The 23,050-nt window shown below is 65.2% G+C and carries 20 protein-coding genes; 8 read left to right on the forward strand and 12 right to left on the reverse strand.

Annotation, left to right across the window (positions count from 1 at the left end; genetic code table 11):
• Positions 1 to 98 precede the first annotated feature (98 nt).
• Positions 99 to 2,315, forward strand: coding sequence for a TonB-dependent receptor (locus tag LN047_RS09380; RefSeq protein WP_373981578.1), 2,217 nt, complete (start codon positions 99 to 101; stop codon positions 2,313 to 2,315).
• On the opposite strand, the gene LN047_RS09385 is transcribed toward LN047_RS09380, so the two are convergent.
• The 10 genes from LN047_RS09385 to LN047_RS09430 all read right to left on the reverse strand — a co-directional run bounded on the left by LN047_RS09385 (position 2,287) and on the right by LN047_RS09430 (position 12,417).
• Positions 2,287 to 3,201 carry a DMT family transporter gene (locus tag LN047_RS09385; protein WP_373981579.1) on the reverse strand — a complete coding sequence of 305 codons (915 nt, stop codon included), beginning with the start codon at positions 3,199 to 3,201 and terminating at the stop codon, positions 2,287 to 2,289. The two genes, LN047_RS09380 and LN047_RS09385, sit on opposite strands and share 29 nt — an antisense overlap.
• Positions 3,164 to 4,228: a histone deacetylase family protein gene (locus tag LN047_RS09390; protein WP_373981580.1), complete on the reverse strand. Its 1,065-nt coding sequence runs from the start codon at positions 4,226 to 4,228 to the stop codon at positions 3,164 to 3,166. The genes LN047_RS09385 and LN047_RS09390 overlap by 38 nt, the downstream gene beginning before the upstream one ends.
• 47 nt (positions 4,229 to 4,275) lie before the next feature.
• On the reverse strand, positions 4,276 to 4,566 hold the full coding sequence (locus LN047_RS09395; protein WP_373981581.1) for a cupin domain-containing protein: 291 nt from the start codon (positions 4,564 to 4,566) through the stop codon (positions 4,276 to 4,278).
• A gap of 39 nt (positions 4,567 to 4,605) precedes the next feature.
• The gene (locus LN047_RS09400; protein WP_373981582.1) at positions 4,606 to 6,246 is read right to left on the reverse strand and encodes an ABC transporter ATP-binding protein; all 1,641 of its coding nucleotides are present in this window, start codon (positions 6,244 to 6,246) and stop codon (positions 4,606 to 4,608) included.
• 9 nt (positions 6,247 to 6,255) lie between these two features.
• Positions 6,256 to 7,095, reverse strand: coding sequence for an ABC transporter permease (locus LN047_RS09405; RefSeq protein WP_062841887.1), 840 nt, complete (start codon positions 7,093 to 7,095; stop codon positions 6,256 to 6,258).
• Positions 7,092 to 8,099, reverse strand: a complete 1,008-nt coding sequence (locus LN047_RS09410) for an ABC transporter permease (RefSeq protein WP_056315866.1) — start codon at positions 8,097 to 8,099, stop codon at positions 7,092 to 7,094. The genes LN047_RS09405 and LN047_RS09410 overlap by 4 nt, the downstream gene beginning before the upstream one ends.
• Positions 8,100 to 8,201: 102 nt before the next feature.
• Positions 8,202 to 9,779 carry an ABC transporter substrate-binding protein gene (locus tag LN047_RS09415; RefSeq protein ID WP_142049603.1) on the reverse strand — a complete coding sequence of 526 codons (1,578 nt, stop codon included), beginning with the start codon at positions 9,777 to 9,779 and terminating at the stop codon, positions 8,202 to 8,204.
• 175 nt (positions 9,780 to 9,954) lie between these two features.
• The gene (locus tag LN047_RS09420; protein WP_279212845.1) at positions 9,955 to 11,229 is read right to left on the reverse strand and encodes a Zn-dependent hydrolase; all 1,275 of its coding nucleotides are present in this window, start codon (positions 11,227 to 11,229) and stop codon (positions 9,955 to 9,957) included.
• Positions 11,226 to 11,966: a FadR/GntR family transcriptional regulator gene (locus LN047_RS09425; RefSeq protein WP_056315868.1), complete on the reverse strand. Its 741-nt coding sequence runs from the start codon at positions 11,964 to 11,966 to the stop codon at positions 11,226 to 11,228. The genes LN047_RS09420 and LN047_RS09425 overlap by 4 nt, the downstream gene beginning before the upstream one ends.
• A gap of 187 nt (positions 11,967 to 12,153) precedes the next feature.
• Positions 12,154 to 12,417 (reverse strand): hypothetical protein, encoded by a 264-nt coding sequence (locus tag LN047_RS09430; protein ID WP_056315870.1) that lies wholly within the window; start codon positions 12,415 to 12,417, stop codon positions 12,154 to 12,156.
• 154 nt (positions 12,418 to 12,571) lie between these two features.
• On the opposite strand from LN047_RS09430, the gene hemN reads away from it, so the two are divergent.
• Entirely contained in the window at positions 12,572 to 14,002 is a 1,431-nt protein-coding gene (gene hemN / locus LN047_RS09435) for an oxygen-independent coproporphyrinogen III oxidase (RefSeq protein ID WP_373981583.1), read from the forward strand.
• Between the two features lie 27 nt (positions 14,003 to 14,029).
• On the opposite strand, the gene LN047_RS09440 is transcribed toward hemN, so the two are convergent.
• Entirely contained in the window at positions 14,030 to 14,743 is a 714-nt protein-coding gene (locus tag LN047_RS09440) for a response regulator transcription factor (RefSeq protein ID WP_056315872.1), read from the reverse strand.
• Between the two features lie 565 nt (positions 14,744 to 15,308).
• On the opposite strand from LN047_RS09440, the gene thrS reads away from it, so the two are divergent.
• From thrS to ptsP, 6 genes are all read left to right on the forward strand, one after another.
• Positions 15,309 to 17,246, forward strand: coding sequence for a threonine--tRNA ligase (gene thrS, locus LN047_RS09445; protein WP_373981584.1), 1,938 nt, complete (start codon positions 15,309 to 15,311; stop codon positions 17,244 to 17,246).
• 36 nt (positions 17,247 to 17,282) lie between these two features.
• Positions 17,283 to 17,834 carry a translation initiation factor IF-3 gene (infC, locus tag LN047_RS09450; RefSeq protein WP_076812461.1) on the forward strand — a complete coding sequence of 184 codons (552 nt, stop codon included), beginning with the start codon at positions 17,283 to 17,285 and terminating at the stop codon, positions 17,832 to 17,834.
• A 163-nt stretch (positions 17,835 to 17,997) separates the two neighbouring features.
• Positions 17,998 to 18,984, forward strand: a complete 987-nt coding sequence (gshB, locus tag LN047_RS09455; RefSeq protein WP_373981585.1) for a glutathione synthase — start codon at positions 17,998 to 18,000, stop codon at positions 18,982 to 18,984.
• Positions 18,985 to 18,999: 15 nt separating this feature from the next.
• Positions 19,000 to 19,401, forward strand: a complete 402-nt coding sequence (locus LN047_RS09460; RefSeq protein WP_056315884.1) for a PTS sugar transporter subunit IIA — start codon at positions 19,000 to 19,002, stop codon at positions 19,399 to 19,401.
• 108 nt (positions 19,402 to 19,509) lie between these two features.
• Positions 19,510 to 19,779, forward strand: coding sequence for an HPr family phosphocarrier protein (locus LN047_RS09465; protein ID WP_006387993.1), 270 nt, complete (start codon positions 19,510 to 19,512; stop codon positions 19,777 to 19,779).
• Between the two features lie 112 nt (positions 19,780 to 19,891).
• Entirely contained in the window at positions 19,892 to 21,601 is a 1,710-nt protein-coding gene (gene ptsP, locus LN047_RS09470) for a phosphoenolpyruvate--protein phosphotransferase (protein WP_128828397.1), read from the forward strand.
• A gap of 191 nt (positions 21,602 to 21,792) precedes the next feature.
• Here the strand turns inward: ptsP and amt are convergent, their stop codons facing one another.
• The gene (gene amt, locus LN047_RS09475) at positions 21,793 to 23,031 is read right to left on the reverse strand and encodes an ammonium transporter (protein WP_056315887.1); all 1,239 of its coding nucleotides are present in this window, start codon (positions 23,029 to 23,031) and stop codon (positions 21,793 to 21,795) included.
• Positions 23,032 to 23,050 lie beyond the last annotated feature (19 nt).

Below are 23,050 nucleotides of genomic sequence, written 5' to 3' on the forward strand. Positions count from 1 at the left end.
CCCGCGACGCCCCGCGCGTCATTGCCAATTCAAACGTAAATGATTCCCAGTCGCCTGGATTGCCGGGCGATCCCCAGCTCAACTGAACGGAGCATTCCATGAGCAAACGTCGCCACAACGGCCGCGTCGCACGTCATTCGCTGCAGGCCGGGCAGGCAAAGCCCGCCTTTTCCTTGAACCCTCTCATCGCCGCCGTATTCGGCCTCACGTTGGGCGCCGTGGCTGCGACGCCCGTCTGGGCGCAACAGGAGGCGGGTGTGAAGACCCTGCCCACGGTGACGGTCACCGGCCAGGCCGAAGCGCAGGAGGCGCCCTCAACGCCCTACGCCGGTGGCCAGGTCACTTACGGCGGCCGCGTGGGTTTCCTTGGCGACAAGGATTTCATGGACACGCCATTCTCCGTCATCAACTACACGGAAAAGTACATCGAGGACCTGCAGGCCAAGGACATCACCGACGTCATCGCCCGCACCGATCCGTCGGTGTTCAGCAACGGCGTGTCGGGTGCATGGAGCGAGAACTACTCGATCCGCGGCTTCACGTCCGCCACCACCGACATGACGTTCAACGGATTGGCCGGCATGGCGCCTTACTACCGGACGTCGCCCGAGATGTTCGAGCGGATCGAGGTGCTGAAAGGCCCGTCCGCCTTGCTGAACGGCATGCCTCCCGGCGGCTCGGTTGGCGGCACGGTAAACCTGGTGCCCAAGCGCGCCGGCGCAGATCCTCTGACGCGCCTGACCGCCACCTACATGTCGGACGCGCAGTTCGGCGGGCATCTGGATATGGGACGCCGTTTCGGCGAGAACCAGCAGTTCGGCATCCGGTTCAATGGCATGTACCGCAACGGCGACGGCCCCGTGGACGACCAGAAGAAGCGGGCGCAACTGGCGTCGCTGGGCCTGGACTGGCGCGGCGAGCGGGTCCGTATCTCCGCAGATCTTTACGACACCGATGAGCGCATCGACGGCGTGACGCGCGGCATCAACCTGGCGCCCGGCATCGGCGTGCCCAAGCCGCCCAAGCCCGAAACCCTGTTGAACCCGGATTGGGCCTACGTGAAGAACCAGGATCGCGGCGCCATGATCCGCGGCGAGTTCGACGTCACCGACGAGCTGATGGCGTATGGGGCCGTCGGCACCAGCCGTTCCGAATACACCTACAGCGGCGCCATGTCGGCGCAGGTGTTCAACAATGCCGGCGACTTCCGCACGTCGATGGGGCAACTCAACATGGAGGTTGAAAAGACCTCCGGCGACGCGGGCCTGCGCGGCAAGCTGCAGACCGGCGCGATCAAGCACCAGTGGGTGCTGAACGCCACGTACTACTCCGATGACCAGCACGACTATGGCCGCCGCTCGGTGCCCGGCGCAGACTGGGTCACCAACATTTATCACCCGGTCTGGGGGGCGGAGCCGGCCGGCGTTTTCCCGCCGATCATGCACAGCAAGACGCGCATGATCAGCTACGGCCTGGCGGACACCTTGTCCTTTGCCGAGGACCGCGTGCAACTGACGCTGGGAGCGCGCCGCCAAGAGGTTCGCACCGACAGCTTCAGCGTCGTCACCGGCGCACGCACCAGCCGCTATGACGCTCACGCGACGACGCCCGCCGCCGCGCTGCTCGTCAAGGCCACGGGCAACATCTCGGTGTACGCCAACTACATCGAAGGCCTCTCCAAGGGCCAGGCGGCGCCGGCCACTGCGGCGAATGCGGGAGAACTCTTTGCGCCTTTCAAGACCAAGCAGAAGGAGATCGGCCTGAAGATCGACCTGGGCGACTTCACCCATACGCTGGCGCTCTTTGAAATCAACCGCCCCAGCAGCTACACCGACCCGGTCACCAACGTTTTCTCGTTCGGCGGCGAGCAGCGCAACCAAGGCGTGGAATGGGGCTTCTTCGGCGAACCGATGCGCGGGATGCGCTTCATCGGCGGTGTCGCCTACATCGACCCCAAGGTGACGAAGGCCGCCGTTGCGGCCAATGAGGGTAAGCAGGCCACCGGCATCCCGAGGCTGCAGGGCAAGCTCGGCGTGGAATGGGACGTGCCGGTCGTGCAGGGCCTGACGTTAACGGCCAACGCGACCTCGGTGTCCAAGCAGTACATCAGCGCGGACAACTCGCTGTCGGTGGGCGGACGCACGACGTATGACGTGGGCGCGCGCTACGCCACGCGGGTGGCCGACCGCCCGGTGGTGCTGCGCGCCGCCATCAACAACCTGACGAACAAGGCGTACTGGGGAATGCCTCAGCTGTCGAGCCTGGCGTTGGGCGCGCCGCGCACGTTCATGTTGTCGGCGTCGATGGCGTTCTGACAGGTCGCAGTGCCAGAAAGACCCCGGCCGCCATGATCAGCCCCATGCCCGCCAGCGCCAGCGCGTCTGGCGGGCGCTGGAACCAGAACGTGCTGAAGCCCAGCGCCAGCAGCAACTGGAAGTAGTTCAGGGGCGCCAGCGTTGCCGCCGGAACCCGCTGGAAGGCGGCGATCAGCAGGATCTGCGCCAGGCCGCTGCAGGCGCCCAGGGCAAGGATGATGACGGTGTCGGCCGTTCCGGGCCAGGGATCGGGCAGGAAGAACGGCGCGGGCAGCGCGGTCACGATCAGGCAGATGAAGGCCGTGTACGCATACTGCACCGGCCCCGGCACCTTGTTCGACAGCTTGCGGGTCAGCACCTGGAAGATCGCGTAACTGACGGCCGACACCGCCATCAGCATCGTGCCCAGCAGGGGCAGGTCGCCGCCGGGCCGCACGATCAGCAGCATGCCGGCAAAGCCCGCGGCAACGGCGCCCCATTGCGCCGCCCGGACGCGTTCGCCCAGCAGCCACGGCGACAGCGCCACCATGATGAGCGGGGCGGTGAAGTAGATGGCGGTGGCCTCGGACAGTGGCATCCAGATCAGCGCGGTCATGAAGCACGTGGCCACCGTGGCCAGCATGACGCCGCGTAGCACCAGCAGGGGCTTTTCCGGCGCGTCGCGCATCCGCAGGCCGCGGCCGTGGCGCCACAGCATGCCCATCGCCAGCGTCACCACCGCCAGGTAGCGCATCACGTTCAGAAAGGGCGCCGGATAGCGTTCCAGAAGCTGCTTGGCGCCCGCATCGAACGTGGCGAACGCCACCAGCGCCGCGAAGAACAGCAGGACGCCGGTCTGGCGCGTGCCTTCATTTGCCGCCACGGCCAAAGCCTTCAAGAAACGCATCCAGCGCGGGCCCGATCGCCTCGACCATGTAGCCGCCTTCCTGCACCACGACGGTGGGCACGCGCAAACTGGCGACGCGCGCGCCGATGTCGCGGTACGCATCGATGTCCAGCCTGAGCACGCTGATCGGATCGTCCTTGTAGGTGTCGAATCCCAGCGGCAGGACCAGCGCCTGCGGCGCATAGCCCGCCAAGGCATCGAGCGCGGTGTCCAGCGCCTGCAGGAATTCCGCGTTGCCGCAGCCGTGCGCCAGCGGCAGGTTCAGGTTGTAGCCTTCGCCCGCGCCGTGCCCGCGCTCGTGTGCGTAGCCGGTATAGAAGGGGTAATACCCGGCCGGATCGGCGTGCAGCGAGACGGTCATCACATCCGCCCGGTGATAGAAGATGTTCTGCGTGCCGTCGCCATGATGTGCATCCACATCCAGCACCGCCACTTTCGACCAGGTCTGCAACAGGCGGCTTGCCGCGGCGGCGCTGTTGTTCAGGTAGCAGAAGCCGCCGGCGCGGTCGCGATGGGCATGGTGGCCGGAAGGCCGCGAGAGCGCGTAGGCCACGCCACCGGCGCTCGCCACATGGTCCGCAGCCGCCAGCGCGCTATGCGTGGACCGCAGCGCTGAGCGCCAGGTCTGCGGCCCGATGGGGCAGGCGAGGTCGCTCAGGTAATACCCGGTTTGCGCCACGATGGACGGGGACGGGCAGGGGCCCCGTCCGGCGGCATCGATGCGGCCGTTGTAGTAGGGCGAAAGATTGGGCAGCACTTCCGGACCGGGATCGACGCCCGGCGCCTTCAGGGCCTGCCAGCGCGCAAAGGCGGTTTCCAGGTAGTCCAGATAATCCGTGCTGTGCACGTGTTCAAGCGGCTTGCGGCCATAGTCCGACGGCGCTTCGACCTTCACGCCGCGGGCGGCCAGCGCCTGCTGCAGGCTCTCCGCGCGCGACGGCAGGTCGGTGGGGGCGCTGATGCGGCCCAGCCGCATGAATTGCCGGGGCGAATGCAGCAATTGTTCTTCGGAAAAAAACGCCTTCATGGATATCCTCGCTCAGACCGTCACGGTCGCTGCCAGATGCGTGGGGTTCATGCCTGCTTGAGTTCGATTTCGACGAACACGAATTCCGTGTCGCTGGGGTTGATGACGTTGTGTTCGACGCCCACCGGGCGGTAATACGCCACCCCCGTGGTGAGCTGGCTGGTGACCTGGCCGTTGGGCGTGTCCAGCAGCAGCGGGCCGGTGGTTTGCGGGACCACCACGTAGTTCATGCCATGACGGTGCCAGCCCGTCTCGCCGCCCGGCGGAAAGCGCCATTCGGTGACGGTGACCAGGTCGTTGTTGATCTGCACGGTGGGGATGGCGGCGGGGCGTTGCATAGCGGTTCTCCTGGAATTCAATGTTGAGGCGATGTCCGGTCAGGCGGCCTGCGCCTTGGTCGGGTCCCAATGCTGGCCCGGCACGGCGGCGATCAGCTGGCGGGTGTAGGCGTGCTGCGGGTTGTCGAAGATCTGAGACGGCGATCCGTACTCCACCACCTTGCCGCGGTGCATGACCAGCACCGAATTGCAGATCTGCGCTGCCACGCGCAGGTCATGGGTGATGAACACCAGCGCAATCTTCAGCCGCTGCTGCAGGTCGTGCAGCAGTTGCAGCACCTGCGCCTGAACCGACACGTCCAGCGCCGACACCGATTCGTCCGCCACCAGCACCTTGGGCTCAAGCGCCAACGCGCGCGCGATGCCGATGCGCTGGCGCTGGCCGCCCGAAAACTGGTTGGGATAGCGGTCAAAGGCGGACGGGTCCATGCCCACCAGCGACAGCAGTTCGCGCGCCCGGGCTTCGGCTTGCGCGCGCGGGACGCCATTGGCGACCGGGCCGTCGCTGATGATGCGGCCCACCGTGTGCCGGGGATTGAGCGAGGCGAACGGGTCCTGGAAGATCATCTGGATCTCGTGCCGCATCGGCCGAAAGCGCGATTCGGGCAGCGTGGCGATGTCCTGGCCGTTAAAGAGCAGCTGGCCGCCATTGATGCCGACAAGCTTGAGCAGGCATTTGCCGATCGTGGACTTGCCCGAACCGGATTCCCCCACGATGCCCAGCGTCTCGCCGCGCCGCACGGCAAAGCTCACGCCGTCCACCGCGTGTACCTGGCGCTTGTTGCCCAGCCAGCCGTGGCCGATCACGTAGGTCTTTTTCAGATCCTTGACCTCCAGCACTGGCGTGTCGTCGGCAAGTCCGGCGCGCTCCTCGCCGCGCCGATGCGGCACGGCCGCGATCAGGCGCTGGGTGTAGGGATGGCGCGGGCGGTTGAGCACCTCGCTGGCCGGGCCTTGCTCCACCAGAATGCCTTTCTCCATGACGGCGACGCGGTGGGCGATCTCGGCCACCACGCCGAAGTCGTGCGTGACGAACATCACGCCCATGCCTTTTGCCTTCTGGATGCGCGCGATCAACGCCAGGATCTGCGCCTGGGTGGTGACGTCCAGGGCGGTCGTGGGCTCGTCGGCGATCAACAGCGCGGGCTCCAGCGCCAGCGCCATCGCAATCATTACGCGCTGGCGCTGCCCGCCGGACAAGCGGAACGGATACACGTGATACAGCGTGGCCGGATCCGGCAGGCCGACGAACTCCAGCAGTTCGAGCGTGCGCTTCAAGCGTTCTGCGCCGGGGTAGGCGTTATGCACGCGCATCACCTCGCTGATCTGTTCGCCCACCGTCATCAGCGGGTTCAGGGCCGACAGCGGCTCCTGGAAGATCATCGCCATGTCCTTGCCGCGCATGGCCTGCAGGGCGGGTTCGTCCAGTTGCAGCAGGTCCTGGCCGCGGAACAGGATGCGGCCGTCCTGCGGGGTCAGGTAATCGGGCAGCAGCCCCATGATGGCGTTGGCGCTCATCGACTTGCCCGAGCCCGATTCGCCCACGATGCACAGGATTTCACCGGCGCGAATGTCGTACGAGACGTCTTGCACAGCATAAGGACGGTCGCCGCCCTTGGGCAATGCGATGGTCAGATTCTGGATCGACAGGAGCGGCGGGGTTGTCAGGTTTTCATTCATGCCGGCCTCCTATTCGCCGCGCTTGCGCAGTTGCGGGTTGAGGGCGTCGTTCAGGCCTTCGCCGATCAGGTTGATGGCCAGCACGGTCAGCAAGATGGCGACCCCGGGCCACACGCTCATCCACCAGGCCTCGCGGATCATGGTGCGCGCCGCGCCGATCATGAAACCCCAGCTCATCAGGTTGCGGTCGCCCAGGCCCAGAAACGACAGCGACGACTCCGTCAGGATCGCGGTCGCCACCATGAACGAGGCCGACACGATGATGGGCGACATGGCATTGGGCAGGATCTGCGTGCCCACGATGCGGGCAGGCGTCTGGCCGATGACGATCGCGGCCTGCACGAATTCGCGCTGCTTGAGCGTCATGAATTCCGAGCGGACCAGCCGCGCGGCCGGCGGCCAGGACACCACCGCGATGGCGCCCATGATCGAATAGACCGACGGGCTCAGGATGGCGACCAGCACCACGGCCATCGCCAGTTGCGGAATGGTCTGGAAAAACTCGGTGAACCGCATCAGCGCGTCGTCCACGCGGCCGCCGCAGTAGCCGGCGATCGAACCGACCACGATGCCAAAGAGCAGCGCCACGGCGGTGGACAGCAGGCCCACCATCAGCGACACGCGCGCGCCCCACACCAGGCCCGCGGTGATGTCGCGGCCCAGCATGTCCGTGCCGAACGGATAGTCCGCATTGGTGAACGGCGGGATCAGCGGGTCGGCCACCATCATCCAGGGCGACTCTTCGTACAGCAGCGGCGCCGCCAGGGCCACGGCGACCACGATCAGCATGATGACCAGGCCGGCCACCGCCCCGTAGTTGCGCAGGTAACGTCGGGCGAATGACTTCATGCGGAGGCTCCTTGCTGCGCACCCGCGCCGATGCGCGGATCGATCAGGCGGTACAGCACATCGGTCAGCAGGTTGAAGACCACGACCATGATGGAGGTGACCAGGAAGATGCCCAGCAGAAGCTGGTAGTCGCGTTGCAGCAGGGCGTCGAACATCAGGCGTCCGATGCCGGGCCACGCGAAGACGGTCTCGGTCAGCACCGCGCCGCCCGCCATCTGCCCCAGCTGGATGCCGGCAAACGTGATGACCGGCAGCAGCGCGTTGCGCAGCACGTGCGCGCGGATCACGCGGCTGGGGCTCACGCCCTTGGCGCGCGCCGTCTTCACGAAATCCATGCCGATCACTTCCAGCATCGACGCGCGAGTCAGCCGCACGTAGACGGCCATGAAGAAGCACCCCAGCGTCACGGTCGGCAGGATGAGATGCAGGGCGATGTCGCCCGCGCGCGCCCAACCGGTCAGGTTGGCGCCCACGGTCTCCATGCCGAAGGCCGGCAGCCAGCCCAGCACCACCGAAAACAGCAGGATGCCCATCAGCGACAGCCAGAAGAGCGGCGTGGCGTAGAGCAGCAGGGCGCCGGTCATCACCGAGCTGTCGATCCAGCGGCGCTTGTTGCGGTAGCGCGCCTTGGCGGCCACCACGCCCAGCAGCACGCCCAGCACGATGGAAAACACGAAGGCGCACGACATCAGGAGGAACGTGGCGGGCAGGCGCTCGACGATCAGGTCCAGCACCGGCACGTGGTTGCGGTAGGAAAAGCCCAGATCCAGCTGCACCACGCCCTTCAGGTAGAGAAAAAGCTGCGTCAGGACGGGCTTGTCCAGGCCAAAGGCAACACGCAGCTGGTCCACATAGGCGGCATCGCCCGCGCCAGCCTGGCCGGCCAGCACGGCGGCGGGATCGCCGGGCGCAAGCCGTATCAGGAAGAAATTGATGATCACCACGCCCAGCACCACCACCAGGGCCTTGCCGATGCGGGACAGCAGGAAAGACAGGAATCTCATGCTCGGGTCCTTTCAGGACGGACGTGCCTCGCGGCAACCCTGCCCGCCGCGCAGCCGGGCGCCGCCGCGGACACGGGATCCGCGGCGGCACCCCGGGGGCGCTTACTTCTTCTCGATGTAGACGTCGTCGAACGATTCGTTCAAGCCGATGGCGGTCTTGACCAGGTTCTTCACGTTGGCGCGATACAGGGTCGGAAACTCCATGTCGACCAGGAAGCCATTGGCGACCTCGTTGACGAGCGTCGTCTGGATCTGGGTGTAGAGGGCCTGGCGCTTGGCCGGATCGACCTCGGAGGCGGCGGCCTCCCACAGCTTGTCGGTCTCGGGGTTGCTGTAGCCCTGCACATTGGCAAAGGGCGATCCCTTGACGATGTTCGACGAGATATACAAGCGCTGCACGCCGAGCGCGGGGTCGCCGTACTGGTACGTGAAGGTGGTGGTCAGGTCGAAGTCCCAGTTGCCGGTGCGGCTTGCCCAGCCGCCCGCGTCGGTGGATTCCACGTTCACCTTGAAGCCCAGCTGTTCCAGCGCCTGCTTGGTGTATTCACCCAGCCGGTCCCAGGTCGAGCCATACGGGAAGCTCAGTTGGCGGATCGTGTAGTCGCCGGGCTTGATGCCCGATTCCTTGATCAGCGCGCGCGCCTTCTTCATGTCGAAGGGCATCGGCGGCATGTTCTTGTCGTAGAACATCTCGGTGGTCACGAAGGGGCTGGTCGACACCTTGCCCAGACCGAAGAAGATGTTGTTGACCACCATGTTGCGGTTCATGGCCGCCATGACCGCCTGGCGCACCTTCAGGTTGTCGAAGGGCGGCTTACGCATGTTGAAGATCAGGTAGGCCTGCGGCGAGAACATTTCCCAGCCCGCGGTCGTGTATTCCACGTTGGGCAGGCCGCGCAGGCGCTTGATGTCGACGTTGTCCACGTCGCCGCCGCGCAGCACGTCCACGCTGCCGCGCTCGAAGGCCACGGCGCGCGACGCCGCATCCGGAATCACGTTGAACACCAGCTCGTCCAGATACGGCTTGCCCGGCTTCCAGTAATCGGGATTGCGGGCCAGCTTGATGTATTCGCCGCGCTTCCATTCCTTGAAGACGAACGGGCCGGTGCCCACGGGCTTCTGGTTGGCCGGGTTGGTCATGTAGTCCGTGCCGGCGTACAGATGCTTGGGCATCATCGGCGCAAAACCGGGTTCGAACATCAGCATGAAGGCCGGAAACGGCGTCTTCAGCTTGATGACCACCGTCTTGGCGTCGGGCGCCTGCACGGACTCGACGAACTTGTTCAGGATGACGCGGGCACGCGCGTGGGTCTTGGGCAGCATGTCCGCCAGCGAGAACACCACGTCCTCGGACGTGAACGGCTTGCCGTCATGCCACTTCACGTTGTCCTGCAGATGGAAGGTGTAGGTCAGCCCATCGGCGGCGGCCTCCCACGACTTGGCCAGTCCGGGCTGCGGCTTGAGGTCGGTGGAGTAGGTCAGCAGGCTCTCGTAGATCTTGCCCGCGACGAATTGCGTCGGCCCCTGCTGATTGATGGCCGTGACGATCACCGGCGGTTCGGGCTGCACGATCATGTTCAGCGTGCCTCCCTTGGTCTGGGCCAAGGCCTGCGTGGCGGGCAGCGCGGCCGCAAGGACCAATGCGCCGATGCTTAGGGAAAACCAGTTTTTCGATTTCACTGCGAGCCTCCGGGCTGGAAATGGTCGGACAGGCGGCCGCTCGGACGCGGCGATAGCCGTGCCGGATCAAGCAAACCTCATGCCACCTGCGTTTCTCGGGTACTGCGGGGTGGAGCTGCTGCAACAATGCTTCGTTCAGGTGCTGGTTAAGGCGCCGCGCACCAATGCGGAGAATTCAGTGGTGCTTGGCCATGTCTGCGGTGGCGGCTTGGGGCGCATTGGCTCGCGCCACCATGGCGTCGAGCAACACGTTGCAGCCGGCTTCCAGATGCTCGGGCCGGGCGTCTTCGATTTCGTTGTGGCTGATGCCGTCCTTGCACGGCACGAAGATCATCGCGGTGGGCGCCACGGCAGCCATGTAGACGGCATCGTGTCCGGCGCCCGTGACGATGTTCATGGCGGGCAGGCCGCGGTCCGCGGCGCCCTTGCGCACCTTGTCGACCAGATCGGGATCGAATGGCGTGGGCGGAAAATACTGCACGTCCTTCACGTCGACGCGAACGCCGTGCGCGACCGCAATGTCGTCGCAGATGCGCCGCCAGTCCCGGTCCATGCGGTCCAGCGTCGCTTCATCTTCGTGGCGTAGGTCGGTCGTGAAACGGACCTGCCCCGGAATGACGTTGCGCGATCCCGGATACGCGTGGATCTCGCCCACGGTTCCGCGCCCATGAGGCTGATGGGTGTTGGCAATGTTCACCACGGCCTGCAGCAGGAAGCTTGTGGCGAAGAGCGCGTCGCGGCGGATCGGCATGGGTGTGGGGCCGGCGTGCATTTCCATGCCGGTCACGGTGACGTCGTACCAGCGCAGGCCCAGCGACCCCGTCACGACGCCGACGGTCTTTTCCTCGTGTTCCAGGATCGGACCCTGTTCGATATGCGCCTCGAAGTAGGCGTCCACCGGGCGCCCGCCGACGGGGTCGGCGCCGGCGTAACCAATGGCCTGAAGTTCGTCGCGCACGCTGATGCCCTGCGCGTCGCGGGCCGACAACGCGGTTTCCAGCGGAAATTTGCCGGCAAAGACGCCCGATCCCATCATCACGGGCACGAAGCGCGAGCCTTCCTCGTTGGTCCAGATGGCCACTTCCAGCGGGGCCTCGGTCGTCACGCCCGCGTCATTGAGCGTGCGGATCACTTCAAGGCCGGCCAGCACCCCGTAGCAGCCGTCGAACTTGCCGCCGGTGGGCTGGGTGTCGATATGGCTGCCCGTCATCACGGGCGGCAGGCTGTCATTGCGGCCCGCGCGCCGGGCGAAGATGTTGCCCACCTGATCCACCCGCACCGTCATGCCGGCCTCGCGCATCCAGCCGGTCACCAGATCGCGGCCCTGGCCATCGAGCGCGGTGAGCGCCAGGCGGCAGTTGCCGCCCTTGGGCGTCGCGCCGATCTGCGCAAGATCCATCAGGGACTGCCACAGCCGGTTGCCGTTGATGGACAGAGGGGGTGTCGTCATAGGTCGCCTCGGGGGTGGGAAACGTCGCCAAAGTCCTCGCGCAGGCGCGCCAGGATGCCAAGCAGGTGTGCGTGCATGGCGTGCCGCGCACGAATGGGGTCGCGCGCCACGATCGCGGTCAGGATGCGCTGGTGTTCTGCGTGGGCCACGGCCCACACCTTGGCATCGACGAAATAGTCCTGCATCCGCCGGTACACCGAGCTGGATTGGGTCAGGTTCCACAGATGGGCGACGGCAGCGGCCAGCGCGGCGTTGCCGCAGGCGGCGGCGATCGCGCCGTGAAACTCCCGGTCATGCCGGCCTGGCGAATCCGTCAGGGACATGCCGTCGTGGGCGTCGAGGATGGCCGCCAGCTGGGCGGCCGTGGCATGCTGCGCCGCCATGCCCGCGCATTCGGGTTCGATGATGAGGCGCGCTTCCAGCAGGTCGAACGGTCCGATGTCGTCGACGCCCTGCGCCGCGCTGGGCGGTGTTCCGGCGGCGGCCGCCAAGCCGGCGCCTTCCTTGTCCGCCACGAACACGCCGGTGCCCACGCGGACCTCGACATAGCCCTCGATTTCAAGCGCGATCAGCGCTTCGCGGATCGACGCGCGGCTGACCTGCAGTTGTTCGGCCAGGTCCCGCTCCGATGGCAAACGCCGCCCGCGCGGGAAGTCGCCGGCCCGGATCCGTCCGGCGATCTGGTCGGCGATCATGCGATACAGACGGGTGACGGCGACGGCTTGGAAGGTGCTCATCGGGCGGGGGCTTGGCCTGGTGGTCAGGCCACCAATATAGGCACCTCGCCATTGAAACAAAAGGGAAAACTGGCGCTTTCAGGGAAAACGATGTGAGGGATTCCACCGCTGTTCGTCTGGTGGTCAGGCCAGTGGGCCGGCCCTTTGCGGTCCGCCGCCGGGGCAGGGCGGCGGGATGCCGGGTTTGCTACGCTTCGTCGTCCGGTTCGGGCGTCTGCGTGAAAGCGCGAACCAGCCGGGCGATGCCGTCCAGTTCGTCGTGCGCGCCCATCACCCATTCCGGTTTGTCGAAGGGGCTGTCCGCCGGCGTGTTGTCCAGATTGGCTTTCAGGTCGCCCAGCAGTTCCAGCGCCATGTCGGTGGCCTGGGGGCTGCTGCGGGTGGATAGGGCGATCGCAATCGCCAGCGCCTGGCGCATGGCCAGCAGACGGCCTTCCAGTTCGGTTTCCATTAGGGGTCCTTGTTTGCTGCGGGAATCGCGGCATTTTACGGGGCAGGGCGCGGGCCGGTAACGGCCCGGCAAAGCTTGCCCAACGGCAGATGCGTTGCGCTCGGTTTGCGCAAGATCAATGTGAAGGGCGCGGGGCAGGCGAATAATCCGGGTTATGCAAGCCGCTCTACGCCCTCAATCGTTGGAATCGCCGGCGCCCGCCACCGCCGAGCCGTTTTTTCCTCCCCAACTGCTGGCCCGGTTGGACAAGAACGGGCCGCGATACACCTCGTATCCCACGGCGGACCGCTACCACGGGGGCTTCGCCGAACAAGACTACCGGCTTGCCTTGCAACAGCGGCGCGCAACCAGTCCGGCCGAGCCGCTGTCGCTCTACGTACACATCCCGTTCTGCGAATCGGTCTGTTATTACTGCGCCTGTAACAAGGTGGTGACCCGCCACCATGACCGAGCCGCCCGCTACCTGGATGCCCTGTCCCGCGAAATCGCCTTGCACGTGCAAGAACTCGGCCCCGGCGTGCCGGTGTCGCAGCTGCATTTCGGGGGCGGCACGCCCACTTTCCTGTCCAACGAGGAACTGGCGCGCCTGATGGGCGATCTGCGCGGCGCCTTCCAGTTCCAGCCCGACGCCGAAATCTCCGTCGAAGTCGATCCGCGCACTGCAACGCCCGAGCGGCTGGCGTTTCTGCAGCAGTTGGGCTTTAACCGCCTGAGCTTCGGCGTGCAGGATTTCGACGAACGGGTGCAGGTGGCGGTGCATCGGGTTCAGTCTTTCGACGACGTCGCCGCGCTGATGCACAGCGCCAGGGCATTGGGCTATGCGTCGGTCAACGTCGATCTCATCTATGGCCTGCCGCTGCAAACCGCGGCGTCGTTTGCCCGCACGATCGAACAGGTCATCGCGCTGCGCCCCGACCGCATTGCGCTCTACGCCTACGCGCACCTGCCCGAACGCTTCAAGCCGCAGCGCCGCATCAACGAAGCAGACCTGCCCGATCGCGAGACGCGCGTTGGCCTGCTCAGTTCGGCCATTCAGGGCTTCCTGAACCAGGGCTACACCTACATTGGCATGGACCATTTCGCGCTGAACACCGACGCGCTGGCCATTGCCAAGCAACGCGGTGAACTGCACCGCAATTTCCAGGGATACAGCACGCAGCCGGATCGCGACCTCATCGCGCTGGGCGTGTCGGCCATCGGACGCATTGGCGACACCTACAGCCAGAACGCGAAGATCCTTGACGAATACTACGCGGCCATCGAATCCGGAACGTTCGCAGTCGAGCGCGGCCTGACGCTCAGCGCCGACGACCTGGTCCGCCGCGAGGTCATCATGGACATCATGTGCCAAGGCCGGGTGGACTTCTCGCGGATCGAAACCAAGCACGGCCTGCAGTTCGGCGACTACTTCAGCCGAGAGCTCTCGCAGATGGCCAGCCTGGCCGAACTGGGCCTGGTGAACCTGCACCTCGGAGAACTGCGCGTTACCGGCCTGGGTTGGTATTTCGTGCGGGCGGTGGCCATGACCTTCGACAAATACCTGCGCTCGGCCATGCCGACCGCCAGGTACTCCCGCATCATCTGAGCGGCGCGCGGCCAGGGCGCCGCGCGCTCATTCGGCAAACTTGTCGCGCAGGTACAGCGCCAGCGACAAATCATCGGACAGTCCCAATTTGCGCATGGCGCGGCGCTTGTGCGTGCTGACTGTCTTCTTGCTGCGCACCAGCCGTTCGGCGATCTGCGTCACCGACATCCCCTGCCTGATGTGGCGCAGGATTTCCACTTCCGAAGTCGTCAACAGCGCGTGCGGCGCCGTCGGCTCCATGCAGCGGATCTTTCCGTCCTCTACCGTCAGAAAGGGCGCCTTGGCCTCGATGACGCCGCGGATCATGTCCGGCAGCAAGACCAGCCCCCATTGCTTTGCCAGATAGCCGGCGGCGCCGGCGCGGTATGCCGCGTACTCGGTCTCTTGCCGGTTGCCGGCCGAAAACGTGATGACCGCCATGCTGGGGTGGTAGCGGCGCACCCGCCGCAGATAGTTGACGCCGTCGCAGGGTTCCAGCGGCAGATAGAAATCGATGAGCGCGACGTCGCACGGCTGCTTCGCCAGTTTTTCCAGCAACGCGCGCGCGGAGGTTTCGCGATGAACAACATGAAAGCCAGGCCGGCTTTCGAGGAACGCGCCGATGCCCAACGCCACCACGGGATGGTCGTCCAGGACCGCGACCCGGATGACGGGCGGCGGCCGCGACAGCAGCAGGTGCTTTCGGGTTTCAAAGCCGTCCTCCGGCGCGATAAACGGGCCGTGAAGCGAGCCGCCGGTCATCTGGCTTGCAGTCTCTGAAACGCAATTCATCGTTGCTCCACGATCGGATGGGGGTTCAGGGCAATCCGGGCGGCCACGAGGGGCGGTCGCGTGGCGCGTTTCCTTGAGCAGCCCTGAAATTGGTGGGCAGATTACGTGGTCGGCGCGCGTTTGGGTCGCCAAACGAGGCAAAATCAGACCGATGCACTCGGCGCAATTGATCCGTTGCGGTCCCCCGCGTCGCCCTGCAATCCTCCGTGGCGTTTTCGCCACGGGCAGGGCGCAAACGGTGCTACAATCGGCAACGATCCATGCAGCTATTTCGGCTGCATTTGTCTTGCTGCACCTTGATTTGCGCTGCGCATCGCGCGCGCACCCACAGGCTCAAAACATGCTTTTCCCGCCCGCACGAACTACGACCCGGAACTTTCGCCCCATGTCGCGTTAGTTTTTTCGTGCGTCGGGTTTCACCGTGTCAGGTCAGCGGTAGGACTCATCAAGACAATCAAATGAACGCGGCTTTGAAGCCGCGTTTTTCGTTTCTGTTTTCGTTTTTCAGTTCCAAGAACCCCAGGAAGCACTCCCGATGGTACAGATCACATTGCCCGATGGTTCGCAGCGCCAATTCCCGGCACCGGTCACGGTCGCCGACGTGGCGCAATCGATCGGTACGGGCCTGGCGAAGGCTGCCCTGGGCGGCCGCGTGACGTTCGACGGCGCGGAATCCAAGCTCGTCGACACCAGTTTCCGCATCGCGCAAGACGCCCGGCTGGCCATCGTGACGGCCAAGGACGCGGACGGCCTGGATCTGATCCGCCACTCGACGGCTCACCTGCTGGCTTACGCCGTCAAAGAGCTCTTCCCGGACGCCCAGGTCACCATCGGCCCCGTGATCGACAACGGCTTCTACTACGACTTCTCGTACAAGCGCCCCTTCACGCCCGAAGACCTGACCGCCATCGAAAAGAAGATGGCCGAACTGGCCAAGAAGGACGAAATCGTCACTCGCGAAGAATGGTCGCGCGACGACGCCGTCGAATTTTTCAAGGGCATCGGCGAAAAGTACAAGGCGGAAATCATCGCCTCGATCCCGTCCAACGAGACGCTCAGCCTGTACCGCGAAGGCGACTTCATCGACCTGTGCCGCGGCCCGCACGTGCCGTCCACCGGCAAGCTCAAGGTCTTCAAGCTGATGAAGGTGGCCGGCGCCTACTGGCGCGGCGACAGCAAGAACGAGATGCTCCAGCGCATCTACGGCACCGCCTGGGCGACCAAGGAAGAACAGGAAGCCTACCTGCACATGCTCGAAGAGGCCGAGCGCCGCGACCACCGCAAGATCGGCCGCGAACTCGACCTGTTCCACTTCCAGGACGAAGCCCCGGGCCTGATCTTCTGGCACCCCAAGGGCTGGACCCTGTGGCAGCAGGTCGAGCAGTACATGCGCAGCGTGTACCGCGACAACGGCTACCAGGAAGTCAAGGCGCCGCAGATCCTGGATATTTCGCTCTGGAAGAAGACGGGCCACTGGGACAACTACCGTGAAAACATGTTCACGACCGAGTCCGAAAACCGCGTCTATGGCCTGAAGCCGATGAACTGCCCGGGCCACGTGCAGATCTTCAATGCGGGCCTGCACTCCTACCGCGAACTGCCCCTGCGCTACGGCGAATTCGGCCAATGCCACCGCAACGAGCCCTCCGGCTCGCTGCACGGCATGATGCGCGTGCGCGGCTTTACGCAGGACGACGGTCACATCTTCTGTACCGAAGAGCAACTGCAGGACGAATGCGCCGATTTCACGGCGCTGCTGCAGAAGGTCTACCGCGATTTCGGCTTTACCGAAGTCCTGTACAAGGTCGCTACCCGCCCTGAAAAGCGGATCGGCACGGACGAAGTCTGGGATACGGCTGAAGCCGCCCTGATGGAAAGCCTGCGCCGCACGGGCTGCGAATTCGAAATCTCGCCGGGCGAGGGCGCCTTCTACGGCCCGAAGGTCGAATACACCCTCAAGGACGCCATCGGCCGTCACTGGCAGTGCGGCACGATTCAGGTCGACTTCTCCATGCCCGTGCGCCTGGGCGCCGAGTACGTGGACCAGAACGACCAGCGCCGCCCGCCCGTCATGCTGCACCGCGCGATCCTCGGTTCTCTCGAGCGCTTCATCGGCATGTTGATCGAAAACCACGCCGGCGCCATGCCGCCGTGGTTGGCGCCTGTGCAAGCAGTTGTGTGCTGCATTTCCGAACCTTCGGCCGATTATGCGGCGCAAATCACGCAAAGCCTGAAAAAACAAGGCTTTAGAGTCGAGTCCGATTTGCGCGGTGAAAAAATCACTCGTAAAATCCGGGAACACAGCCTGCAAAAGGTGCCGTACATTCTTGTCGTCGGCGACAAGGAAAAGCAAAACGGCACTGTTGCCGTACGCGGACTGGGCGGCCTGGACCTTGGCGCCATCCCCTTCGACGACTTCGTTTCCCGGTTGTCCGACGACGTGGCCGCCCGCCGCGACGTCCAACCGACTTGATAGCAGCGCTGCTTAACATTTCTAGGAGCTTTCAACATCGCCACTGAAAAAGCCAATCGCATCAACGGTGAAATCCGCGTCCCCGAGGTGCGCCTGATAGGTCTGGACGGAGAACAGCTGGGCATCGTCAAGATTGCCGACGCCTTCCGTCTTTCCGAGCAAAACGACGTGGATCTGGTGGAAATCGCGCCGAACGCCGAGCCCCCGGTCTGCCGTTTGATGGACTACGGCAAGTTCAAGTACCAAGAGCAAAAGCGCCAGGCCGAAGCCCGCTCCAAGCAGAAGGTCATCCAGGTCAAGGAAGTCAAGTTCCGCCCGGCGACCGACGAGGGCGACTATCAGGTCAAGCTGCGCAACCTGCGCCGCTTCCTCGAGGAAGGCGACAAGGCCAAGGTCACGCTGCGCTTCCGCGGCCGCGAAATGGCTCACCAGGAACTTGGCATGCGCGTCCTTGAACGCGTGCGCGACGATCTCCTGGAGCTTGCCCAGGTCGAAGCCATGCCCAAGCTCGAAGGCCGTCAGATGGTCATGGTGCTGGCGCCGAAAAAGAAGGCTGTGCCTGCAGGCAAGCCTGAATCGGCCGCCTGAGTCCCAGCCGTACCGACAGGCAGGGCCCAGCCGCCCATTCCTGCAACCCGCCGTGTCCGTCTCGTGACCGGCGGGTTCGCTTATTGGCTGGCTCTACGCTACGATGTCACAAAGCATAGCCGCCTTCCCATCAGGGGAGGCGGCGTCCGTTCAGGGTGTCGCGATGCACGTTTTGTTCGTTTTGGATCCCTTGCCGCTTCTCAAGGCGTACAAGGATAGTTCGGTCGCCATGATGCGTGCCCTCGTGGCGCGCGGCCATACGCTCAGCGTGGCCATGCAGGGCGACCTCTACATCGAGGCGGGCGTCGTCAAGGCGCAGACCACCCCGATCGAGCTCGTCGGCGATGCCGACCTGCACGGCCACGACTGGTGGCGCGAATCCGCCCCTCAGGATCTGCCGCTGGCGGATTTTGGCGCGGTTGTGATGCGCAAAGACCCCCCGTTCGACATGGAATACGTGTATTCCACGCATCTGCTCGAATATGCCGAGGCGCAGGGTGCCTGCGTGTTCAACGGCGGCGCGGCCATCCGCAACCACCCGGAAAAACTGGCCATCACCGAAATCAGCGAGTTCACCGCCCCGACGCTGGTGACCCGCAACATGGCTCGCCTCAAGGCGTTCCATGACAAGCACCAGGATGTCATCGTCAAGCCGTTGGACGGCATGGGCGGCACGGGCGTGTTCCGCCTGCAGCCCAAGGACCCCAACCTGAACGCCATCCTGGAAACGCTGACCGACAACGGCGCGCGCACCATCATGGCGCAGCGCTTCATTCCGGACATCGTCAAGGGCGACAAGCGCATCCTGCTGATCGGCGGTGAACCCGTGCCGTATTCGCTCGCGCGCATCCCGTTGGCAGGCGAAACGCGCGGCAATCTGGCCGCCGGCGGCCGCGGCGTCGCCCAGGAACTCTCCCCCCGGGACCGCCAGATCGCCGAAGCCGTGGCGCCCAAGCTGGCCGCCCGCGGCCTGCTTCTGGTTGGCCTGGACGTCATCGGCGACTTCGTCACCGAAGTCAACGTCACCAGCCCCACCTGTTTCGTCGAAATTGCCGAGCAGACCGGGTTCGATGTGGCCGGCATGTTCGTGCAGGCGCTCGAGAAAGCGGTGGCGGCCAAGGCTGCAGGCGCTGCCGCCGTTGCAGCCTGATTTTCCGGAACCGACATGACCACGGGTATTGTGATCGTCGTGCATGCGCCCCTGGGCGCCGCAATGCGCGAATGCGCGAGCCACGTCATGGGCGATCTGGACGGCATGCTGGCTATTCACGACATCCAGCCCGAAGATCAGCCGGACGACCTGGCGCCGGATGTCCTGAAAGACATCCTCGAACAGGACCACGGCGCGGGCGTGCTGGTGCTGACAGACCTCATCGGCGCCACCCCCGCCAATATTTCCAAGCGCGCGGTCGCCGACGCGCAGGCCCAGGGCATTCAGTGCTGTGTACTCGCGGGTCTCAACACCCCGATGCTGTTGCGCGCGTTGACATACCGCAACCTGCCATTGGCTGAAACCCGCGAAAAGGCGCTTGCCGGCGGCGTGCAGGGTGTCTTGCGGGTAGACTGACGGGCGGAAAATTGCCCTATTATGTCGGCTATTATTTCAAGCCGACGATCGGTTCGACGATTGGCTGCGATCAACACTGCGGCATGGTCCGCGGTCACCATCTTTCCTATGCCTAATACTGACATTGTCATCAGCAACAAACTGGGATTGCACGCTCGGGCCGCGGCCAAGCTGACGCAGCTTGCCAGCAAGTTTTCCAGCGAAATCTTCATTTCGCGCGGTGCGCAGCGCGTGAACGCCAAGAGCATCATGGGCGTCATGATGCTGGCGGCCGGTCTGGGCGTCACGGTCAAGCTCGAGGCTTCCGGCAGCGATGCCGAGCAGGCCTTGTCCGAAATCGAAACTCTGTTCGACAGCAAATTCGGTGAGCAGGAATAAAACGTCTTCTGAAGCTGCCGGCCCGGCTCGGGCCGGTTCGCGTGCACCCGCGACCGGCGCGCCCGCTGCTGGCGCGCCCCACGGGGCTGGCTCTGCCAGCCCCGTTGTGTGTCTGTACGGCAAGGGCGTCGCCAAGGGGTACGCCATCGGCCGCGCCGTGGTCATGGGCGCTGCCGCCCTTGAAGTGGCGCACTACCGGATCTCTCCGGAAGACGTGCCCGCCGAGAGCGCACGCCTGACCGAAGCGCTGGCGTCGGCGCAGCAGGAATTGCTGCAACTGGCCGACACGCTTCCGGCCGACGCGCCGCGCGAACTGGGCGCGATGCTCAATGTGCACAGCCTGCTCCTGGGCGATCCGCTTCTGGCCGAACAGACGCTTGCCCTGATCGCCGAGCGTCACTACAACGCCGAATGGGCACTGACGACGCAGGGCCAGATCCTGGGGCAGCAGTTCGACGCCATGGAAGACGAGTACCTGCGCGAGCGCGGGGCGGATGTGCGCCAGGTGATCGAGCGCGTGCTGCACGTCCTGGCCGGCACGTCGGCGATCCTGCCCGACATGTCCCACATGGGCGGCGACGATGCCCTGGTGGTGGTGGCGCACGATATCTCTCCCGCCGACATGCTGCGGCTGCGCGGCGGCCGGTTCGCCGCCTTCGTCACCGACCTGGGCGGCCCGACGTCTCACACCGCGATCGTGGCGCGCAGCATGGGCGTGCCCGCCGTGGTCGCCATGGGCAACGTGCGCGAGCTCGTTCGCGACGGCGACATGCTGATCATCGACGGCTCGGTCGGGGCGGTGGTGGTCAACCCGTCCGACCGTATCCTGCAGGAATACCGCCGCCGCCAGGCCGCGTACGCAGACGAGCGCGCCGAGCTCAGCCTCCTGCGCGACGAGCCCTCCGTCACGCTGGACGGCATCGACATCGTGCTGCACGCCAACATCGAGCTGCCGGACGAAGCCGCGCTGGCGCTGGCGTCTGGCGCGCACGGCATCGGACTCTTTCGCAGCGAATTCCTCTTCATGGGCCGGCCAGACCTGCCCGGCGAAGAAGAGCAGTACGAGGCCTATGCGTCTGTCGTCAAGGTGATGGCCGGCCGTCCGGTCACGATCCGTACGCTGGACATCGGCTCGGACAAGACGCTGGACGGCGAGGCCACCGTGGCCACCAACCCCGCCCTGGGACAGCGCGCCATCCGCTATTGCCTGGCGCGTCCCGAGATGTTCGCGACTCAGCTGCGCGCCATCCTCCGGGCGTCAGCCCACGGCCCGGTTCGCCTCTTGATCCCGATGATCGCGCACATGCACGAAGTCGTGGCTGCCAAGGCCGCCATCGAATCCGCCCGCCGCGAACTCGATGCCCGTGGCCAGGCCTATGCGCCACACATGGAAGTGGGGGCGATGGTCGAGGTGCCCGCGATCGCCATCGCGATCGAACCCTTTGCCCAGGCGCTGGATTTCCTGTCCATCGGCACCAATGACCTGATCCAGTACACGCTTGCCATCGACCGGGGCGACCACGACGTGGCGTCGCTGTACGATCCGCTGCATCCGGCGGTGCTGCGCCTGGTCGCCAACACCATCAATGCGGGCGAACGCGCGGGCAAGCCGGTCGCCGTCTGCGGCGAAATGGCGGGCGATTCGCGCATGACGCGCCTGCTGCTTGGCCTGGGTCTGACCGAGTTCTCCATGCACCCGCAGCAGCTCCTGGATGTGAAACGCGAGGTGCGCCGCGCGCATTCCAACGCGCTCCGCATCAAGGTGGCCTCGGCGCTGAACCGCGCCTTGCCCGTCGATCTGGACGCCCTCGGCCCGGCTTGATTCGTCCTTCGCGGCAGTGACTGAACCGGGTGTCAGAAACCCGTGGAGTCGACCGCAAGCAGACGACCCTTTCCGCCGGGTGTCTGACACCCTTCCAAGCAAGCTGACAAAAAAAGAGCCCTTCACGATGAAGGGCTCTTTCATTTTCCATCCCGCCCCGCCGCAGGGCGCGGCGGGAGCGTCGCAGCAACTTAGCTGTGATAGGCGGATTCGCCGTGGCTGGTGACGTCCAGGCCTTCGCGCTCCTGGTCTTCCGGTACACGCAGACCGCACAGGGCGTTGGCAATCTTGTAGGCAATCCATGCCACCACGCCAGACCAAACGACCGTCAGCAAGACGCCTTCGAGCTGCACCCACAGTTGGTGGGCGATCATGCCGGGCTCGGCCAGGCCGGGGCCGCCGAAGACCTGCGCGTTGAACACGCCGGTGAGCAGGGCGCCGACAATGCCGCCCACGCCGTGGATGCCGAACACGTCCAGCGCATCGTCAGCACGCAGCAGGCGCTTCAGGCCATTCACGCCCCAGACGCAGACCACGCCGGCAACCACGCCGATGATCAGGGCGCCCACCGGACCGACCAGGCCGGCGGCGGGAGTGATGCCGACCAGCCCGGCGATGGCGCCCGACGCGGCGCCCAGCATCGAGGGCTTGCCCTTGATGGCCCATTCCGTGAACAGCCAGGCCAGGACGGCGCCCGCCGTGGCGATCATGGTGTTGAAGAAGGCCAGGGTGGCGTTCTCGTTGGCGGCCAGGGCCGAACCCGCGTTGAACCCGAACCAGCCCACCCACAGCAGGGCGGCGCCCACGAACGTCATCGGCAGGTTGTGCGGCTGCATGGCTTCGCGGCCGTAGCCCACACGCTTGCCGACCACGTAGGCGCCAACCAGGCCAGCCACGCCGGCGTTGATGTGCACCACGGTGCCGCCGGCGAAGTCCAGCGCGCCTTGGGCATTCAACAGGCCGGGCGCCGTTTCAGAGGCGAACCACACCATGTGCGCGATGGGGATGTAGGCGAACGTGAACCAGATCACCGTGAACACCAGCACGGCCGAAAAGCGCGCGCGCTCGGCAAAGCTGCCCACCACCAGGGCGCAGGTGATGCCGGCGAACGTGGCCTGGAACGAGGCGAACAGCAGCTCGGTCAGGGTGTTCGACATGGCGTACGTGCCGTCTGCCGGGTTGAACATGCCAGAGAAGAAGGCGCGTGAGAGGCCGCCGAAGAAGGCGTTGCCCTCGGTAAATGCGAGGGAATATCCATAGATGAACCAGAGAACCAGGCCCAGCACGAACGTGCACAACACTTGCAGCAAGACGGACAGCACGTTTTTGCTGCGCACCAGGCCGGCGTAGAACATGGCCAGGCCGGGTACGGCCATCATCAATACAAGCAGGGTAGAGACGAGCAACCAGGAGATATCTGCTTTATCCATTTTCAGGCTCCATTGAGGC

This window comes from Achromobacter sp. JD417 (assembly GCF_041879325.1).
GTDB lineage: Bacteria > Pseudomonadota > Gammaproteobacteria > Burkholderiales > Burkholderiaceae_B > Achromobacter > Achromobacter mucicolens.

Bases quoted from the DNA above. Each gene is read 5' to 3' on its own strand.
- LN047_RS09395 (WP_373981581.1), bottom strand. From the start codon at position 4,566: ATGCAACGCCCCGCCGCCATCCCCACCGTGCAGATCAACAACGACCTG.
- LN047_RS09430 (WP_056315870.1), bottom strand. From the start codon at position 12,417: ATGGAAACCGAACTGGAAGGCCGTCTGCTGGCCATGCGCCAGGCGCTG.
- LN047_RS09440 (WP_056315872.1), bottom strand. From the start codon at position 14,743: ATGACCGGCGGCTCGCTTCACGGCCCGTTTATCGCGCCGGAGGACGGC.
- LN047_RS09390 (WP_373981580.1), bottom strand. From the start codon at position 4,228: ATGAAGGCGTTTTTTTCCGAAGAACAATTGCTGCATTCGCCCCGGCAA.
- hemN (WP_373981583.1), top strand. From the start codon at position 12,572: ATGCAAGCCGCTCTACGCCCTCAATCGTTGGAATCGCCGGCGCCCGCC.
- LN047_RS09385 (WP_373981579.1), bottom strand. From the start codon at position 3,201: ATGCGTTTCTTGAAGGCTTTGGCCGTGGCGGCAAATGAAGGCACGCGC.
- amt (WP_056315887.1), bottom strand. From the start codon at position 23,031: ATGGATAAAGCAGATATCTCCTGGTTGCTCGTCTCTACCCTGCTTGTA.
- LN047_RS09405 (WP_062841887.1), bottom strand. From the start codon at position 7,095: ATGAAGTCATTCGCCCGACGTTACCTGCGCAACTACGGGGCGGTGGCC.
- LN047_RS09380 (WP_373981578.1), top strand. From the start codon at position 99: ATGAGCAAACGTCGCCACAACGGCCGCGTCGCACGTCATTCGCTGCAG.
- LN047_RS09460 (WP_056315884.1), top strand. From the start codon at position 19,000: ATGACCACGGGTATTGTGATCGTCGTGCATGCGCCCCTGGGCGCCGCA.
- LN047_RS09425 (WP_056315868.1), bottom strand. From the start codon at position 11,966: ATGAGCACCTTCCAAGCCGTCGCCGTCACCCGTCTGTATCGCATGATC.
- LN047_RS09400 (WP_373981582.1), bottom strand. From the start codon at position 6,246: ATGAATGAAAACCTGACAACCCCGCCGCTCCTGTCGATCCAGAATCTG.
- LN047_RS09420 (WP_279212845.1), bottom strand. From the start codon at position 11,229: ATGACGACACCCCCTCTGTCCATCAACGGCAACCGGCTGTGGCAGTCC.
- LN047_RS09410 (WP_056315866.1), bottom strand. From the start codon at position 8,099: ATGAGATTCCTGTCTTTCCTGCTGTCCCGCATCGGCAAGGCCCTGGTG.
- thrS (WP_373981584.1), top strand. From the start codon at position 15,309: ATGGTACAGATCACATTGCCCGATGGTTCGCAGCGCCAATTCCCGGCA.
- LN047_RS09465 (WP_006387993.1), top strand. From the start codon at position 19,510: ATGCCTAATACTGACATTGTCATCAGCAACAAACTGGGATTGCACGCT.
- gshB (WP_373981585.1), top strand. From the start codon at position 17,998: ATGCACGTTTTGTTCGTTTTGGATCCCTTGCCGCTTCTCAAGGCGTAC.